The organism is Ruegeria sp. AH3, from assembly GCF_056536265.1.
The window spans coordinates 199,381-216,002 of sequence record NZ_JBQFJL010000002.1; the positions used below are offsets into that span (position 1 = coordinate 199,381).

Sequence of the window (16,622 nt, forward strand, 5' to 3'; positions counted from 1 at the left end):
TCTGACCTATTATAGCTTTACCCAGCCTTCAGGAGGTTCCTTGCCCGGATGCACGGTACCACAATTCGGGCAGGTTCGGTCCTCTTCCGACGCATAGAATTTCTCGTAAACCGGTGGCAGGTCCTTGACGATGGACTGCAGCTGAAACTCGGCTCGGAATACTTTGTGCTGACATTCAAAGCAGTACCATTCGATTGCATCGAACTGCCCTTGCTGACGCTTAGGTTCGATCACCAGCCCCACCGAGCCCTCCTGCGGACGCTGCGGCGAATGGCGCACATGCGGCGGCAGCAGGAAAATCTCACCCTCGCGGATCGGCACATCATAGAATTCTTCGCCATCATAGAGCTTGAGTAGCATATCACCCTCAAGCTGATAAAAGAACTCCTCGACCGGATCGTCGTGATAGTCGGTGCGCTTGTTGGGGCCACCTACAACCGTGACCATCATGTCAGAGTCTTCGAAAACCATCTTGTTGCCCACCGGGGGCTTAAGCAGATGACGGTGTTCATCAATCCAGGTCTTGAAGTTGAACGCGGACAGTTTTGACATGACCTTCTCCCATCGCGAAAAATTCTGTGTGACAATCTCCATAGCTGCAAAGAAATTGTCCGTAAGTAGGTATCTGATTTACTTATATCAAAGCTTCAGTCCGCATTCGTTGAACCCGTTGCGGATAAGCTCTTTCTCTGCCTCGGTCAGCTCTAACATAGGTGCCCGGACACGCCCGCCATGCTGCCCCAGAAGTTCTTGCCAGTATTTGCCAAAAGCGGTGGGTTTGCTGGCCGGTTTGGTGCGCTTCATCGCATCCCGCACTGGGTTGAGGCTGTCAAAGACGCGCCGCGCCTCTTCTGCTTTGCCTTCAAATGCCAGCCGCGTGTATTCATTCATGCGCTGATCATTGGCCGTCTGCAACTGATAGGGCGGGGATGAACACAGATAGAGCTTCCAATCGAGCTCCAGAATGTTGTCCAGCCATTCGTGTTCAGCTGATGTCGAGACATGGATCTTATCACCAACCATATGGCTCAGGCGCACATACATCTCGCGCGGAACCGAGTATTTGATCGCGACAATGTTGGGTAAATCCGCGATCCGCGCGCATTCCTCGGGCTGCATTAGATAGCCGCTGTCAGGATGGCTCCACATGGCGATGCCGATGTCCAGTTCATCGCAGAAGCGTTTATAATACTGATAGAGCAGCTCCCCACGTTCCTGACAAAAGCTGAGCATCGGCGCATGAACCACAACATAATCCGCGCCACAATCCTGCGCGTGGCGGCCAAGCTCCAGCGCCGTATTTAGGTTCTGATCCGAGATCGACATGATCGTCCCGGCCTGTCCGGCGCACTCCTCAACCGCGATGGTCATATTGCGCTTGCGCTCCTCCAGGCTCATCGCCCAGAATTCCCCCTGCTTGCCCGCGATAAACAGGCCCTGAATGCCAAGGTCGTCGATCCAATGCCGGATATTGGCGCGCAGGCCTTCCTCATCCAGCGAGAGGTCTTCTCTGAACGGGTTCAGAGCGGCCGCCCAGATGCCCGTCATGTTCTCGCGGGCATAAGCCTTCGCTTCGTGTTTTGTATATTGCATGAGCCGCTACCTGTAGAATGTGCTGCCGCTAACAAACTGCATTGCGCGGGCGGCGTCCAAGGTGAAGCCGGTAAGTGGGTATCGAAAAAATGAATATCTGACGCTTTTCAATTCCAGTGCAATTTGGATTAACCTATGACAATGGAATGAAGGTTGGATTGATCGGAAAAGGCGCCATTGCGCGATATGTCCGCGCGGCCCTTGCGGATCGCGGACATGAACTTACCGCCATTTTGCTGCGGCCTGAGCGAGTGGCGCCCGACGCAACACTGGAGGTTGCAACGGTCGAAGCGTTGCCAGATGATCTGGATCTGATGATTGATTGCGCAGGGCACGCGGCGCTGGCGGAGCATGGTCCCCGCATTCTGGCGCGCGGTATCAACATGCTCACAGTATCGCTCGGGGCGCTTGCAGACGCGGCTATCCAATCCGCGCTTACGCAGGCAGCCAAGGAAGGAAATTCAAGACTGTATCTGGCGAGCGGAGCTATCGGTGCTCTGGATTGCCTGAGCGCGGCGAATGTCGGCGGGCTGAGCACTGTAACCTATACCAGTCGCAAGCCACCGCAGGGGTGGCGTGGCTCTCCGGCGGAAGACAAGCTGGATCTTGATGGTTTATCAGAAGGGGCACAGGTGCATTTCGAAGGAAGTGCCCGCGCCGCGGCGCTGGATTACCCCAAGAATGCAAATGTAGCGGCTGCCGTCGCATTGTCCGGGCTTGGCTTTGATGAGACGCATGTTCGCCTGATCGCGGATGCGTCAATTACGCAGAACATTCATGAAGTTACCGCAAAGGGCACGTTTGGAGAGTTTCATTTTCAAATCCATGGCAATTCCCTGCCCGACAACCCCCGGTCTTCGGCCTTGGCCGCGATGAGCGTAGTGGCAAAGCTTGACCAGATCGACCTAAGGATCACCTTGTGATGGAACGCCATGCTCGCATCGTTGAGCGCGCGCTGACTCGGCTTAAGCTACGGCAGTTGCGTTTACTGGTGGCGGTTGGAACGCACGGAAACATCCAGAATGCCGCCCGGTCGCTGGGGATATCTCAGCCCGCCGCCACCAAGATGATCCAGGATCTGGAACTGGATTTCGAGGTCAAACTGTTCGACCGCACTAATCGCGGTGTCGGGCCGACTGTTTTTGGCGAAACTTTGATCCGGCATGGCAAGCTGATTTTCGCGCAGATATCGCAAGCGGCTCAGGAACTTGATGATCTGAGCGAAGGAAATGCCGGCCGCGTAGTCGTTGGTACTCTGCTGGCAGCCTCTGCCAGTCTGTTGCCATCAGCTATTGAAGTTCTTTTGACCGAACGTCCAAAGGTTGCGATCAAAGTGGTGGAAGGCACCAATGAGGTGCTGATGCCGGGATTGCTGTCAGGAGAAATCGATATGGTGGTCGGGCGCCTTCCATCGCACCGTCATCGCGACAAGATCAGGCAGGAAAAACTTTTTGATGATCGCATTCTGGCCGTAGTCGGGCCAACGCATCCTCTGGCGGGCAATGCTGAGGTCAGCTTTGCCCAGACCAAGCCTTTTGGCTGGGTCCTGCCGCCGCTGGAAACCACATTGCGGCGGCAGGTCGATCATTTCTTTACCGGGCAACAGCAATATGTGCCTACGGTCTCGATCGAAAGCGTGTCTTACCTGACCAACCGCACCCTGTTACAGTCGCGCGATCTGATCGGGCTGATGCCAGCCGAAGTTGTCGCCCACGACATCGAAAATGACCATTTGGTAGAGCTGGACTGGACGGTCCCCTTCGGTCATGGACCAATCGGCGTTTCGTTGCGCGCCGATGATGACTTGTCCCCGGCGGGGCGGGCGTTCAAGGCGGCGCTCCACTTGGCGGCGCAAATGAGGCAGGGCTGATATTCCTCATTCTGATATCAGTATTCATCCAATTCACTTGAGGCGAATGCCCATGGCGGGTGATCTAATGTTCAGTCAATCAAAAGGCGGCTGTCCATGTATCCAGAAATGAAGCTGTTCATCGCGGGCGAGTGGCGCAAGACACGCTCTGATATACCGGTGGTCAATCCGGCCACCGAAGAGGAAATCGGCCGCCTTCCCTGCGCCGGGCAGAGCGATCTCGACGATGCTCTGGATGCCGCAGTTAAAGGTTTCGCGCTCTGGAGCCGCACGTCGCCACGGGACCGCGCTGATACGATCCTGCGTGCTGCCGCCCTGATGCGAGAACGGCAGGAAGAGATCGCCACCTCGATCACGCTGGAGCATGGCAAACCCTTGCAACAGGCTCGACTAGAGGTGATCCGTGGCGCGGAATTCTTCGAATGGGATGCGGGAGAGGCAATGCGGACCTATGGCCGCGTGATCCCCGCCGCCCGTGGTCACAAGTTTTCCGTGCATCACCAACCCGTTGGCGTAGTTGCTGCGTTTTCTCCGTGGAACTTTCCGATGAGCCAGCCTGCACGCAAGATCGCGGGCGCACTGGCTTCGGGGTGCTCCGTGATTCTGAAGGCTGCCGAGGAAACGCCCGCAGGCGCCATTCACATTGCCAGAGCCTTTGAAGATGCAGGGTTGCCGCCCGGTGTATTGAACCTTGTCTTCGGGAATCCGGCCGACATCTCGGCTTACCTGATCCCGCAGGAGCCTGTTCGGCTCGTCGCTTTCACCGGTTCAACCTCTGTGGGCCGCCATCTGACCACGTTGGCAGCGCAGAATGACACGCGTGTGCTGATGGAATTGGGCGGCCACGCGCCGGTCATCGTCTGCGAGGATACTGATGTGCAAACGGCAGCGACCTCCAGCGCTGTGCGCAAGATGCGCAATGCCGGTCAGGTCTGTACATCTCCCACTCGATTCTTTGCTCATGAGAGCATTTTCGACGACTACGCCGATGCTTTTGTGAAGCGCGCCCAGGCTACCGTCGTCGGTAATGGCATGGACGATGGTGTGGAAATGGGGCCGACCGCCAACGACCGCCGTATCCCTGCACTGACCGAACTTGTCGAAGACGCCCGCGCAAAAGGGGCCACGGTCGCCACAGGTGGCGCGCGTCATGGCGACATAGGATACTTCTTTCAACCCACCGTGCTGCTGAACGTGCCGGACAATGCTCGCATCATGCAAGAAGAACCCTTTGGCCCCGTCGCAGTCGTCAACCCCGTCAGCTCGTTGGATCACGCCATCGAACAAGCGAACGCTGTTCCCTATGGCCTTGCCGGCTACGCCTTCACCAATCGCGCCGATTATATCGACCGGCTGGTGGATGAGGTCGAGGTCGGCAACCTTTCAATCAACACACTGGAGGCCTCCATGCCGGAAACACCCTTCGGTGGCGTCAAGTCCAGTGGTTATGGTCGAGAAGGCGGAACCGAAGGCCTGGACAATTACATGTCAGTCAAAAATATCTGGCACGCAACTTCGATTTGCTAGCCTAGGTTCGGGGCACATAGCCAATAGACAACGGCTGGGGCCAGAAAGACCTTCGGACATCTGTCATATCTGGATGCCATACGCTGCCAATCTTTGAGCCTGCCAAACATAATCTCGACGCTTGTCAAGGCGGACAGTTGCCTTACCCTGCTTCCGCCTTCTCTCAACCAATCGGCGTCATGACCGCGGTCTTCAAGCAGACGTTTACCTTGGGCAGACTGATATGAAATGTCTGCACAGGCTAAGCCTCCCCTTCTGAACTGGTCCATCGCTAGGTTTTGGAAACGGAAGACCAAGAATAGCGAACAAGCGACCAAAGTCCGAAGAGATAGTCTCGAAGTTACTGCAGCTTGCCGTCAGGTGCGAGGTGGTACGGCGGGCAATGTGCATCGCGTTGATCGTCGGTACTTTGCTGGCTTCGATTAACCATGGCGATCGGTTGTTTTCAGCGGATGTCGATCCAACCATGGCCCTGAAAATTATGATGACTTACTGCGTGCCCTATTCGGTGTTTACCTATTCTTCGGTACTGGCCATCCGCGAAAACAGTCTCACTAAACAGGTTTGACGCTCAATCCAAGCGCCGAGAATTGTGCTCCAGGCTCAACACGTCGCGGCGGCTATAGTGGCCAGCGGGGTCCAGTTTCAGGCGCGCGCCTAAAATGGCCTCGGCAGAAATATCGGCATAGAGGATCTGCTCTTCGCCGACCACCGGCCCTGCAATCAACGCACCATCCGGCCTGGCAATCATTGAGCCGCCATCGTTGATCACATCCCGCCCTTTTATGACTTGATCGCGTAGAGGAAAACTGTCGGGAATGTCCTGAACCCGCAGCAGGCCCGAGACCGAGACGCAATACACCCGCCCCTCGAGCGCAATGAACTGCGTGATATTCTCAGTCACGTCCAGATCTCCTGGCCAAGTGGCGATATGCACTTGTTCGCCCTGATCGTACAGCGCCTGACGCGCCAGCGGCTGCCAGTTCTCATAGCAGTTCAAACCTCCGAATTTCAGCCCTTGCCAATCATGCACTTGCAGCCCATGCCCATCTCCATCGGCCCAGATCAGCCGTTCATGGAAGGTTGGTTTGAGCTTGCGATGCACACTGACGACGCCCTGTTCGGGATGGATTGCCACCAGTGCAGCATAGACCGAGCCGCCCGAGCCGGTCCGTTCAACGATACCCACATAAACGAACACACCCAATCGCCGGGCTGCGTCCACGAGGGACGTGACTTCGGGGCCGTCGGTCGAAATGGCGGATTTCAGATAGGCAACATGACCGATTTTCAGAAGCGCGTCGTTATGGGCCACCTCAGGCGCGCGCAGCCACACCGGGTAGCCCGACAGGAAAACCTCGGGGAAGACGACGGTCTTCGCCCCGTTCGAAGCGGCCTCTTGCAGCAGGGCAAGCGCCTTTTGGGTGGTGGCGGCCGGGTCCAGAAAGACCGGTGCGGCCTGAACTGCTGCAAGTTTCAAGGTGTTTTTCCTTTTATTTGCCTTAAGCATCGAAGATGGCCATCGTTATAACCGCCTTCGATCACTATAGGGTCAGCCGGGATTTTTCGCGACCTGCGGCAGCGCATCATCCAGCACCGACCATGTCTGAGACGAGTCGCACCAGATCTGAACTGTAGGCTGCACCCACGAACTGTCGTTCAACGTTCCCGCCTTGATCGCAGACAGGTGGTCGAACGCGTCCAGTTCGGTGGACAGAGGCGATCCGCAATTGGTGCAGAAATTACGCCGCACTGGCGAACCCGAGGCCCCATCCACCACATATTGCCCAAGCGACGACCCGCTGAGCGCCACTGAACTGGTCGGCACCAGAACATTCACAGAGAAACCTGTACCAGTCTGTTTTTGGCAATCGGGGCAATGACAAATTGCTGTCATTTTCGGCTCGGACTCAGTGGACCTATAGCTGACTTGCCCGCAGAGGCAGCTTCCTGAAATTTCTGGCATATCTTCGTCTCCATGTTGGGTGTCCCTCGGTCGGTCAAGGCGCATTTGGTGGCCCTGTTTTGTGTCAGGTCGGAGTCTGGTCTTGCGACCGTCGCAGATGGTCTGCCGACTGGTTGAACAGAACCGAATTGTTGGTCGCGTTGGCTGCTTCGGAAAATTGTGCGTCTTTGTGCAGGTCGATCGCAGCGCGCACAGCGGGGCGCTGCTTGATGCGGTGACGCCAGGCCGCCACATTGGGGAACTGGTCCAAGGACACCCCTAACGGTTTGGCGATGAAGGCCCAGGGAAACGTCATCATGTCCGCGATGGAATAATCCGACAGGATGAAGTCGCGCCCTTCCAGGCGGTTTTCGAGCACCGCGAGCGAGTGTTCGTATTCACCTTTGTAGCGGTTGTGGGAATAGTCCTGCCCATCTGGCGCGTAGTTTACAAAATGGCTTAGCTGACCTGCCATCGGCCCTTGATTGGCGGCCTGCCAGAACATCCACTCGGTCAGTTCCTTCTGCTCAACCCGGTTACGGGCCCCGAACAGGCCGGTCTTGTCCGACAGGTACAACAAGATAGCCCCGCTTTCGAACACTGGTAGAGAGCGTTCTGCAGTATGATCGACAATCGCCGGAATTCTGCCATTGGGACTGATAGCCAGAAAGTCGGTCCGCAACTGATCGCCTTGCGGCAGCCGCATCAGGATGGTGTTATGCGCCAGCCCAACTTCTGCCAGCATAATGGCGACCTTCCAGCCGTTCGGTGTTGGGGCGTAATAGAAATCAATCATGACGAGCGCGCCATCCGATCCGGCATCAGCGGCACCAGCACCTCATCCGTATGTGCACCCAGTTCTGGTGCCGGGCGGATATTGCTGGCCGGAGTACCGTGGAACACTGCAGGGTTACGCGCTTGGCGCAAACGCCCCGCAGTGGGATGGTCGTATTCAAACAGCGTGCCGTTCGCCTGTAGTTGAGGATGGGTCCGCATTTCCTTCCGAGTCAGTACCGGGGCGCAAGGCACTCCGGCGGCTTCTAGAGCGGTCAGCAGCATGTCGCGCTCTGCCTGGCTGACGATGGATTGTGTCAGCTCCAGCCGCGCGGAGCGATGAACCTCGCGACTTTCGGCCGTTTTGAAGCGCTCGTCCGTTAGGATTTCCGGATGGCCGGTGGCCTGAGCCAGCGCTTCCCAATGCTTGTCCTGCATGATGGAGATGCTCAGATAGCCGTCCTTCACCTGATAGATCAGATCGTGAAAAGACTGGCTTTCCTCTTTCTCCATCTCGTCTCCCACGAACGTATGCCCGTTCATGTCCGAGGCCCACAGGAACGCAGTCACCGTATCCAGCATTGACAGCGTCACCTTCTGCCCCTTGCCGATCCGCTCTCGCGCCAACAGCGCGGCAGTTATGGCCTGACTGGCCTGCACAGCGGTCAGCTTGTCGGGCAAAATGGTGCGCACCAGACGCGGACGTTCCTCGTCCGAACCCGCCTGCACTGTGGTCAGGGCCGAGACCGCTTGTATCAGTGGATCATACACTGGCTTCCCGGCCAATGGCCCATCAAAGCCAAATCCCGCGATGGACATATGCACCAGCCTGGGGTTTTTTGCGCTCAGCGCCTCGTATCCTAGCCCAAGCCGGTCAGCAACGCCGGGCCGAAAGTTCTGAATGAACACATCTGCCGTTGCCACCAACTGTTTCACCGCCTCCAAATCCGAGGGGTTCTTGAGATCGACAACGATTGAGCGTTTGTTACGATTGTTATTCAGGAATGAGGCTGCGTGCCCGCCGCGTCGCGTCGCCAGTTGCCGGGTATAATCGCCGTCGGCGCGTTCCACCTTGATGACATCCGCGCCCTGATCTGCCAGCATCATCGTAGCCATCGGTCCGGAAATGACGGTGGTCAGATCAATGATGCGTATCCCGGCCAAAGGGCCGCTGAACTGTTGTGTCTCGGCCTGCGCCATGGCGGACTCCGTGATTGTTGCCAGCGTCAGACTAGGCAGCACGGCGCATTCGAGGTACTGCAAACAATTCAGAAGGATATGAATAAAATTCACATGACCTGCGACAACAGCCAGTCCTGCAGGCGCTTGACGTCAGAACTCAACGCCGTGTCGCGATGCACGATGTAATATGCGCTGTCGCTGATCTCGGGCGTTTGGAAAGGTTGTACAAGCGCACCCGTTTCCAGCAACGGATCAACCAAAGGCCTGCGTCCCAAGGCTATTCCCAGCCCGTCTTGTGCCGCCTGAATAGTCAGTTCATAGGTTTCCAGATCATAGAACCGCTCCGGGTCTGGTGGCGTCAGATCCCGCGTGGCGCACCATGTATCCCACTCGCCCTCGACCGTGGTATTGACCAGTATCCGTGCCTTCTGAAAAGCTTCTGAAAGCGTTTCACATTGTAGTGAGTCCCAAAGCACGGGGGACATAACCGGAACGATGGCCTCGGCCAGCAACGGTTTGACGATGTATCCGTCCCACACGCCTGATCCGCGCCGGATTGCCAGATCGATATTTTCCCGCAGCAGATCGACAACGCGCGTGGTGGTGATCAGGTTGATCTCAAGATCCGGGTGTTTTCTATCCAGATCCAGCAGCCGAGGCATCAGCCATCCGGCGGCAAACGAAGGTGTCAGGGTCAGCGACACCCGCTTGCGCCCGGGGGCGGAACGAACCGCTTCGGTCGCGCGCAGAATCTCAAGCATCGGCTGCTTGATCCGGTCGAAATAACGGACCCCTTCAGCCAGCAGATACAGCTTACCCTTGCGGTTTTCGATCAGCCGTACGCCCAGCTCTGCCTCCAACGCCTTGAGCTGATGGCTGATCGACGAAGGCGATATACCTAGGCGTTCGGCTGCGCGCACGGTGTTGCCCACCAATGCCACCTCAAAAAACGCCTTGAGTCCACCAAATGGTGGAAAGCGATCACGGTCGACGGATTTTCGGTCATCAGACATGGTGGTTGCACCCCCTCCTACTGCCCAGCCGTAGCGCAGGACCGGCCCGAAAGATGAGCGCAGGCGCTCAGAACGTCCAGGTTTCGGAATAAGGACGCAACTCGATCTCATTGCTCCAGGCGGAGCGTGGCTGCAGATATGTGTGCCAATAGCTGAGCGCCACGTCATCCGGCTGTGCCAGCTTCTCGGGGTCATAGCGGTCGCCATAGCGTTCATGCATCACCGGTACATCCAGATCACAGTCCAGACGCACATGTACGATATGAATACCGTCCTTGGCATAGGCGCGTGCCAGACTTTGCGACAGCGCCCGTAAACCGAATTTTCCGATTGCATAAAGCGGCATCTTGCCTGATCCCCGGAACGCGGCGGTCGAGCTTGAGAAAAACACGCTGCCCTGGCCCCGCTCCCGCATCGCGGGCATGACCGTTTTTGCCGCTGCAAAAGCACCGACAACTTCAAGCCGCAAGGTTGCCTCTAGCGCCTCATAGGTCATGTCCAGCGGGTCAATGGCGGTAAAGGCATCCCGCACGTTGTAGATCAGCAGATCAATCCGACCCAATTCGCTGGCAGCGACGAACAAGGCATATTCCAATGTCGTGGGGTCAGTGGCGTCAGCGCAGTAATACTTCACCTGCGCCTCGGGCCGCGCTGCCAGAGCGGCGGCTTTGGCAGCGGCGCTTCCCTCTTCGGTGCGCGATATCAGCGCGATATCCATTCCTTCACTACAGAATTTGCGCGCCAAAGCTGTACCCAGACCCTCTCCGGCACCAACGATTGCACAGACAGTCGACATAGCATCTCTCAATTCGCGGTTTTTCGGGGGTTATACATCGTAGAGAACAGCACAGCGGACCTCGATGCTCCAACGGTCCGGGGCGTCGTCTCCGACCGACGGATCGGCAAAGGCACTGTGGAAGCTGAACGTTGAGCCGCCATCCGGTCGAGAGCTATCGGCCCGGGCCCCTTTAGAACGCGACAGTTCCCCCGCTGAATCCCATTGTTTGATCAACAGCGCCTCATCCCGCGTCATTTCGGGATAGAACAGCCATTGGTGCTGATCCGAATATTTGGCATAGTAGTTTTCGCCGATCCGGTCCGCATAGTTGATTTCAAACACCACCAGATCCTCGGGGCAGACCAATGCCGCGTCGCACAACGCCAGTGGGTTGGTCATCACTGGCTCACTGGCGATGCTACGCCACAGATTGATGATGGCGTACCGTCCTGCGCCAATCGCCTGATCCACTGCATCCTTGTCGAGCAACGCCGCCCCGTCCGCCAGCGTGAAGCGGTAGGTATCATTGCTGGTCGGTGGTCGGGTCAGATCACACAACCGTTGCGGGGCGCTGGTCATGGTGTAATCGCCATGAACCATATGTAGCGGCGGCTGCACCTGCTGGCCGCCTGTGATACGTTGCTTGCTGCGATTACCTGAAACCGAACGGACATTGTGATCAAAGGCGGCCACGATCCGTGCGCCAGTGGACTGACGGATGACCTCCTGACACTGCGGATAATAGCGCTCTACCACTTGCTGATTATCCAGAAAATCAAACTCGGGGCCGTCCAGCGGCTGCTGCAACAGCTCAAAACCATTGGGGCCCAGCCGGTGCTGCCCTGCCCCATCAAATGCGCGGGCGTCATGTACGGGTATCTTGCGTTTATCGAAGGTGACACCAACCCAATGATCATCTGATCCGCTGTTGTCGCGCCGCGTGTACACCTTGCCATTTCGCAGCAAGGACGTCTCGGTCGCAGCATCGAGATAAGTGAATTCTCCGATCCGCTCAGTTTGTACAATCACATTCATCCGTCTGTCCCCGCATTTCCCATCCGGCCGCGCCGGAATTTTGTGCGGTAATCGGTGATCTCAGCGGGCAAGGTTTGTCCTAACTATGATCGTCCGCACTTGTGCAGGATAAGAAATCTAGGGTCCGAGAGTCAATCAATGCATAACAAAATTACGCATTGTATATCTGTGAAAGCCCCATATTGCGAAAACAGGGTTCCAAAATCATGCGTGCAAAAGCACAGCTTTCTGGCCGCGCCCGACCAAAGCCCGTGCGCAAAGAAGCTGGCAATGTCATCTGTTCCTGCCGCAACACCTGCGCCTAACCTTTCGATATCCGGCGCAGGAATTAACCATCGAAACTTCTGTTAACAGCTATGCAAGATGATCGACAAACGATCTGACAAAGCCCTAACCGTAAACTAGATTTGGCAACCAGGTCACCACCCATGGGAATAGCATGCAGATCACCAGACCGACGATCTGCAAGAACAGGAAGGGCAGCGCAGCTTTGAAGATATCTGTCATCGGAATCGATGGCGGCGCAACTCCACGCAAGTAGAACAGTGCATAACCGAAGGGCGGAGACAGAAAGCTCATCTGCATGTTCACGAGGTAGAGAACCCCGAACCACAAAACCAGATCATTCGGGTCATCAAAACCAAAGGCTGCGGCCCCCAGCGCCTTGATGATCGGCACGAAGATCGGCACGCATAGCAGCAGAATACCAACCCAGTCCAAGAACATGCCCAGCACGACCAGCAATATCTGCATGACGATCAGAATGCCCCACGGACCCAGACCAGCGTTCTGCATCGTCTCCTGCACAAATTGCTGACCACCTTCCAGCACGTAAAGCCCCACAAAGATGGTCGCGCCAAACATGATCCAGATCACCATGGCCGAAGCCTTGAGCGTAGTCAGACAGGCCTCACGCACCGTGGGCCAGTCCAGTTTGTTGTGGATCGCAGCTACGATAAAAGCACCGAATGTGCCGATGCCCGCGGCCTCAACCGGCGTGGCAACGCCCGAGAAAATCACCCCCAATACGATGACGATCAATGCGATTGGAGCTGACATCTTGCTTAGCAGGCGCAGTTTTTCGCGATTTGAGATCCGCTCATCTTCGGGGATCGGCGGTCCCAGCACCGGATTGATATAGGACCGGACCACAACATAGAGGATATACATCCCCGAGAGCATCAGCCCGGGCACCACCGCGCCGATGAACAGCTCGCCTACAGATTGCTCAGCAACAACTGCATAGATGATGGCAAGGATCGATGGCGGGATCAAAATGCCCAGAGTGCCCCCAGCCATGATCGAACCCATAGCGATCTTTGGGTCATAGTTGCGCTTCAACATTGCTGGCAGCGCGATGATTCCCATCGTTACAACCGCCGCACCGATCACGCCGACCATCGCCGCCAGCACGGTCGAGGCCAGAATGGTCGCCGCCGCCAGTCCGCCCTTGAGCCCGCCGAGAACCTTGTAGATCACATCGAACATGTCGTTGATGATCCCTGCCCTTTCCAGCATCGCAGCCATGAAGATGAATAGCGGGATCGCCGACAGCTGATAATTCGTCATCAGCGGGAAGATCCGGCTGGGCACGATATTCAGGGCTCGTGCGTCTCCCAAAAGGAACAAGAAGACGCAAGCCAGCCCCCCGGTCACAAAGGCCAGCGGCAAACCGGCCATCAGCAGGGCCAGCAACGACCCGAACATTACGAGCGTCAGCAGCTCGATGGACATTTCCAGACCCATCGGTCAGAACCCCCGTGCAATAGTTCGGATGTCTTTGGACAGTTTCGACACCCCTTGCAAAATCAACAGGATCGCGCCCACAACCATCATCCACTTCATCGGCCAGAGAGGGATTTCCCATTCGTTGAAGCTGATCTCACCCCAGCGGACATTCGGATCCGTCCAGTCGCCAAAAGTCAGCGCCCCGAACATCTCGAAGAAGCCGAGATTGCCGCGCGCCCATTCCGAGACAACTGAATTGCCGGTAGGCACTGCGATTGCGTCCATCGCAAAGATGTACGACGTCACCAGCAACGTGCCGGCAAAGATGAAGAAGAAGATCGATGTGAACAGATCGGCCCAGGCTTTTCTGGGCTTGGACAGCGGCGCATAGAAGATGTCGACACGCACGTGGCTTTCGGTCAGCATCGCATATGAGCCCGCGATCAGGTACTGCATGCCGAACATCAGATACATGGATTCATGCGCCCAGTTGGTCGGTGCATTGAACACATAGCGGACGATCACTTCGTAGTAGTAGACAAAGACCGCAATCACCGCCCAATAGCTGACAAATTCACCTGCATATAAGGACAGTCGATCAATCCAGTTTTCGGCATATTCATGATCGGCCTTCCGCGCACCGGGGTCCATCTCGGCTGCCCGGGCGGCGGTTTCCTCGTCGATTTCCAGCTCTGGTTCGTCGGGGTCCACTGCAGCTTTCTCCCGCGCGCGATTGACAAGCCGGGGAAGCAACAGGGCGTCCACAACGAGGAAAGCCAGAATTGTGTAAAAGGCGTAGCGCGCAACCGAACTCCACATCGCGCGGGTCGCGCCGGCGGTTTCGGCAAGCGGTTGCGCCTCTTGCAAATCGGCGTTTGCTTCGTCCAAACGCTCGCGGCCGGTACTGATAGCTTTTTCCGCCCGGTCCAGCGCCCGCTCGGCACGTCGTTTCTGCAAAGCGGTGCCGTCTTGCGCGGCTTCAGCGGCAGCCCTTAGCTCATCCAGCTCAGCCTCGGCAGTCTCAACCCGGCCAGCTTCACGTTCGATCACACGTTCGGCCTGGCGCACCACGTTTATTGCATCGGAGAATTCGTTCCGCGCCTCACGCTCCTGTCCGTTGGCGTAGAGGATCATGAGGAAGACCGGCAGATAGACGAGCCCCAGCAGATTGCGCAAATAAAAGCGATGCAGACCCAGCATCCCACCAGTCACCAGGATCAAATACCCTAGTGGCAGCCCATAGGTGCGGGTCTGAGGTTGCGTGCGGCGCGCCAGCACCATGGCCAAAGCGGGAAAGGCGACCAAACCCACCCAATACAGCCAGTGCGGCAGCGTAAAATCGACGCTTGGCATGTTACGTTCCGAAGTCCAAAGGAAAGTTAGGTCCGCGCAGAACCTGCGCGGACCGAAGGGTACGTGGCCCGAGAATTACAGGTCCAGAGTCTGACCTTCGATCATCTCCGGTGTCACATAGCCCAGCGAACCGGACATCATGTAATCGAGCTGGATCTTGAACACCCGCGCCGCGTCTTTGTCGCGGTTGGCGTATTTGAACCAGATCGGCACGGCGATCTCGGTCATTAGCTCGACATCGTCCTGCGACAGGCGGGTGATCTCGGTGCCTTCGGCCTCGAATTTTTTCCAGGCTTCCTGATCGGCGGCCTGAATCGCGGCGTGGTGCAGATCGGAATAGACATGGGTTTCCATCTCGACAAATTCCTGCATCTGCGGGCTTAGCTTGTCCCATGCGGCCTTGCCGACGGTGATATCCATGAGGTCGACCGGCTGGTACACCGACATAAAGCCCGGCGGTCCCATTACGATGTAATCGGTCACTTGGCTGAAACCCAATGCATGGTTCACTGCAGGACCAACAAAGTCGGCCACGTCGATGGTGCCCTTTTCCAGTGCCGGGAAAATCTCCGACCCCGGTAGAACCGTGGTTTCAGCACCAAGTTCCGAGAATACTTCGGCAACCATGCCGCCGGGCAGTCGCATCTTGCGGCCTTCGAAATCATCGATCGAACGGATCGGAACTTTCGAGTGGATGATGTTCGGTCCATGATGCACCGGACCGACAAAATGCAGCCCCTGTGCGCCCAGCAATTCGCGAGCAATGTCGATGCCACCGAGGCCATAGTAGAATGTGTCATACTCATGCGGCTGACGCAGCCCCAGCGGGTAAGAGCTGAGGAACACTGCCGCGGGGATGATGCCTTGATAATAGATGGTGAACGGATTGATGGCGTCCAAAACGCCATTTTTCACCGCATCGGCCAGCTGGAAATCACCCACAACATCATTGGCACCAAAGGCTTGAAAAGCAAGTTCCCCGCCGGTTTTTTCTTCGATTGTGGCGCACCAGTCTTTGAAGGTCTGTAGCCCGATCCCCCCGGGCCAAGATGTCTGGATCTTCCAAGTGGTTCCTTCTCCTGCAGCCGTCGCAATGTGAGGGGCCGCCAGAGACGCCGCGCCTGCACCAGCAATCGTCTTGAATGCGCTGCGGCGTGTAATGAGCTTCTTGGTCATGTGTTCCTCCCTTTGATCATCGTCATGCCCGTGCGAGGCCATGCCGATGCAGGCGCAAGATAGTCTGAGTTTTTTAAATTGGTAATATTTTTTTTCCAATTGTTGATTTCCTCACCTTTCCGTGAATTTCCACGTCGCTGCACATTTACCCATGGGACCACAGCCAGCTGTGTCGGAGGCCCCGAAAGAACCCCTAACAACTTCATGCAGAGCGTACCGTTCCAAAGCACGGGGCTGATTTGCGAAAATGGAAAATCTTCAGTTGCGTCGCAATCTCTTGGTTCAGATTAACGCGGTTGCCCGTTGTAGCATTTGCTTAGAATAAATAGTTTCGGACGGGTCATAGTTTCGTTTTTTTAAAGGCTGCCACTTTCAATAGGATTTAGTTTTGTATGCCATGTTCTTCTATCTTCGGCACGCGGTGTCCTATCACGACTCGGAAGAGATCATGTCCGAACGCGGCGTGCGGGTCGACCACGCCACCTTGAATACGAGGATGACGAAGTATTCGCGGCTGATCGCAGTGCGAGCGCAATAGAAGAAGCTATCAACGCTGAAATCTTGGAGTATGAATGAAACCTTGCTACGGCGAATAGATGTATCTCTACTGCGCCATCGTCACGGCGGAACACTATGGCCTGATATTAG

Annotated in this window: 17 protein-coding genes; 5 read left to right on the plus strand and 12 right to left on the minus strand. The window is 56.5% G+C overall.

Translation table 11 applies throughout. The features are described 5' to 3' along the window. Positions 1-9: 9 nt before the first annotated feature. Positions 10-552, minus strand: coding sequence for a 3-hydroxyanthranilate 3,4-dioxygenase (locus ACR3EM_RS18510; protein WP_480472110.1), 543 nt, complete (start codon positions 550-552; stop codon positions 10-12). Positions 553-639: 87 nt separating this feature from the next. Continuing rightward, entirely contained in the window at positions 640-1,593 is a 954-nt protein-coding gene (locus tag ACR3EM_RS18515; RefSeq protein WP_480472111.1) for a dihydrodipicolinate synthase family protein, read from the minus strand. 146 nt (positions 1,594-1,739) lie between these two features. On the opposite strand from ACR3EM_RS18515, the gene ACR3EM_RS18520 reads away from it, so the two are divergent. The 4 genes from ACR3EM_RS18520 (at position 1,740) to nrtS (ending at position 5,558) form a co-directional block, all read left to right on the plus strand. After that, positions 1,740-2,516, plus strand: a complete 777-nt coding sequence (locus tag ACR3EM_RS18520) for an aspartate dehydrogenase (protein WP_480472112.1) — start codon at positions 1,740-1,742, stop codon at positions 2,514-2,516. Further along, positions 2,516-3,463, plus strand: coding sequence for a LysR substrate-binding domain-containing protein (locus tag ACR3EM_RS18525; RefSeq protein ID WP_480472113.1), 948 nt, complete (start codon positions 2,516-2,518; stop codon positions 3,461-3,463). The genes ACR3EM_RS18520 and ACR3EM_RS18525 overlap by 1 nt, the downstream gene beginning before the upstream one ends. Positions 3,464-3,559: 96 nt before the next feature. Next, complete coding sequence (locus ACR3EM_RS18530) at positions 3,560-4,990, plus strand: NAD-dependent succinate-semialdehyde dehydrogenase (protein WP_480472114.1); 1,431 nt, start codon at positions 3,560-3,562, stop codon at positions 4,988-4,990. 382 nt (positions 4,991-5,372) lie between these two features. After that, positions 5,373-5,558 carry a nitrate/nitrite transporter NrtS gene (nrtS, locus tag ACR3EM_RS18535; protein ID WP_480472115.1) on the plus strand — a complete coding sequence of 62 codons (186 nt, stop codon included), beginning with the start codon at positions 5,373-5,375 and terminating at the stop codon, positions 5,556-5,558. 3 nt (positions 5,559-5,561) lie between these two features. Here the strand turns inward: nrtS and ACR3EM_RS18540 are convergent, their stop codons facing one another. From ACR3EM_RS18540 to dctP, 10 genes are all read right to left on the minus strand, one after another. Next, positions 5,562-6,470: a carbon-nitrogen hydrolase family protein gene (locus ACR3EM_RS18540; protein WP_480472116.1), complete on the minus strand. Its 909-nt coding sequence runs from the start codon at positions 6,468-6,470 to the stop codon at positions 5,562-5,564. Between the two features lie 72 nt (positions 6,471-6,542). Next, complete coding sequence (locus tag ACR3EM_RS18545) at positions 6,543-7,001, minus strand: GFA family protein (protein ID WP_480472117.1); 459 nt, start codon at positions 6,999-7,001, stop codon at positions 6,543-6,545. A gap of 19 nt (positions 7,002-7,020) precedes the next feature. Next, complete coding sequence (locus ACR3EM_RS18550; protein WP_480472118.1) at positions 7,021-7,731, minus strand: glutathione S-transferase family protein; 711 nt, start codon at positions 7,729-7,731, stop codon at positions 7,021-7,023. Beyond that, entirely contained in the window at positions 7,728-8,909 is a 1,182-nt protein-coding gene (locus ACR3EM_RS18555) for a CaiB/BaiF CoA transferase family protein (protein ID WP_480472119.1), read from the minus strand. The genes ACR3EM_RS18550 and ACR3EM_RS18555 overlap by 4 nt, the downstream gene beginning before the upstream one ends. A gap of 89 nt (positions 8,910-8,998) precedes the next feature. Then, a complete protein-coding gene (locus ACR3EM_RS18560) occupies positions 8,999-9,904 on the minus strand; it encodes a LysR substrate-binding domain-containing protein (RefSeq protein WP_480472120.1) in 906 nt (301 codons plus the stop codon). A 67-nt stretch (positions 9,905-9,971) separates the two neighbouring features. Next, the gene (locus ACR3EM_RS18565; RefSeq protein ID WP_480472121.1) at positions 9,972-10,700 is read right to left on the minus strand and encodes an SDR family NAD(P)-dependent oxidoreductase; all 729 of its coding nucleotides are present in this window, start codon (positions 10,698-10,700) and stop codon (positions 9,972-9,974) included. A gap of 30 nt (positions 10,701-10,730) precedes the next feature. Continuing rightward, entirely contained in the window at positions 10,731-11,717 is a 987-nt protein-coding gene (locus tag ACR3EM_RS18570) for a CmcJ/NvfI family oxidoreductase (protein ID WP_480472122.1), read from the minus strand. A 390-nt stretch (positions 11,718-12,107) separates the two neighbouring features. Then, complete coding sequence (locus ACR3EM_RS18575) at positions 12,108-13,463, minus strand: TRAP transporter large permease (protein WP_480472123.1); 1,356 nt, start codon at positions 13,461-13,463, stop codon at positions 12,108-12,110. Between the two features lie 3 nt (positions 13,464-13,466). After that, positions 13,467-14,798, minus strand: coding sequence for a TRAP transporter small permease subunit (locus ACR3EM_RS18580; RefSeq protein ID WP_480472124.1), 1,332 nt, complete (start codon positions 14,796-14,798; stop codon positions 13,467-13,469). A gap of 75 nt (positions 14,799-14,873) precedes the next feature. Continuing rightward, on the minus strand, positions 14,874-15,974 hold the full coding sequence (dctP, locus tag ACR3EM_RS18585; RefSeq protein WP_480472125.1) for a TRAP transporter substrate-binding protein DctP: 1,101 nt from the start codon (positions 15,972-15,974) through the stop codon (positions 14,874-14,876). A 397-nt stretch (positions 15,975-16,371) separates the two neighbouring features. Between dctP and ACR3EM_RS18590 the strand changes: the two genes are divergently transcribed. After that, positions 16,372-16,512, plus strand: a complete 141-nt coding sequence (locus ACR3EM_RS18590) for a hypothetical protein (protein WP_480472126.1) — start codon at positions 16,372-16,374, stop codon at positions 16,510-16,512. Positions 16,513-16,622 lie beyond the last annotated feature (110 nt).

Bases quoted from the DNA above. Each gene is read 5' to 3' on its own strand.
- ACR3EM_RS18510 (WP_480472110.1), bottom strand. From the start codon at position 552: ATGTCAAAACTGTCCGCGTTCAACTTCAAGACCTGGATTGATGAACAC.
- ACR3EM_RS18515 (WP_480472111.1), bottom strand. From the start codon at position 1,593: ATGCAATATACAAAACACGAAGCGAAGGCTTATGCCCGCGAGAACATG.
- ACR3EM_RS18520 (WP_480472112.1), top strand. From the start codon at position 1,740: ATGAAGGTTGGATTGATCGGAAAAGGCGCCATTGCGCGATATGTCCGC.
- ACR3EM_RS18525 (WP_480472113.1), top strand. From the start codon at position 2,516: ATGGAACGCCATGCTCGCATCGTTGAGCGCGCGCTGACTCGGCTTAAG.
- ACR3EM_RS18530 (WP_480472114.1), top strand. From the start codon at position 3,560: ATGTATCCAGAAATGAAGCTGTTCATCGCGGGCGAGTGGCGCAAGACA.
- nrtS (WP_480472115.1), top strand. From the start codon at position 5,373: ATGTGCATCGCGTTGATCGTCGGTACTTTGCTGGCTTCGATTAACCAT.
- ACR3EM_RS18545 (WP_480472117.1), bottom strand. From the start codon at position 7,001: ATGCGCCTTGACCGACCGAGGGACACCCAACATGGAGACGAAGATATG.
- ACR3EM_RS18550 (WP_480472118.1), bottom strand. From the start codon at position 7,731: ATGATTGATTTCTATTACGCCCCAACACCGAACGGCTGGAAGGTCGCC.
- ACR3EM_RS18555 (WP_480472119.1), bottom strand. From the start codon at position 8,909: ATGGCGCAGGCCGAGACACAACAGTTCAGCGGCCCTTTGGCCGGGATA.
- ACR3EM_RS18560 (WP_480472120.1), bottom strand. From the start codon at position 9,904: ATGTCTGATGACCGAAAATCCGTCGACCGTGATCGCTTTCCACCATTT.
- ACR3EM_RS18565 (WP_480472121.1), bottom strand. From the start codon at position 10,700: ATGTCGACTGTCTGTGCAATCGTTGGTGCCGGAGAGGGTCTGGGTACA.
- ACR3EM_RS18570 (WP_480472122.1), bottom strand. From the start codon at position 11,717: ATGAATGTGATTGTACAAACTGAGCGGATCGGAGAATTCACTTATCTC.
- ACR3EM_RS18575 (WP_480472123.1), bottom strand. From the start codon at position 13,463: ATGGGTCTGGAAATGTCCATCGAGCTGCTGACGCTCGTAATGTTCGGG.
- ACR3EM_RS18580 (WP_480472124.1), bottom strand. From the start codon at position 14,798: ATGCCAAGCGTCGATTTTACGCTGCCGCACTGGCTGTATTGGGTGGGT.
- dctP (WP_480472125.1), bottom strand. From the start codon at position 15,974: ATGACCAAGAAGCTCATTACACGCCGCAGCGCATTCAAGACGATTGCT.
- ACR3EM_RS18590 (WP_480472126.1), top strand. From the start codon at position 16,372: ATGTTCTTCTATCTTCGGCACGCGGTGTCCTATCACGACTCGGAAGAG.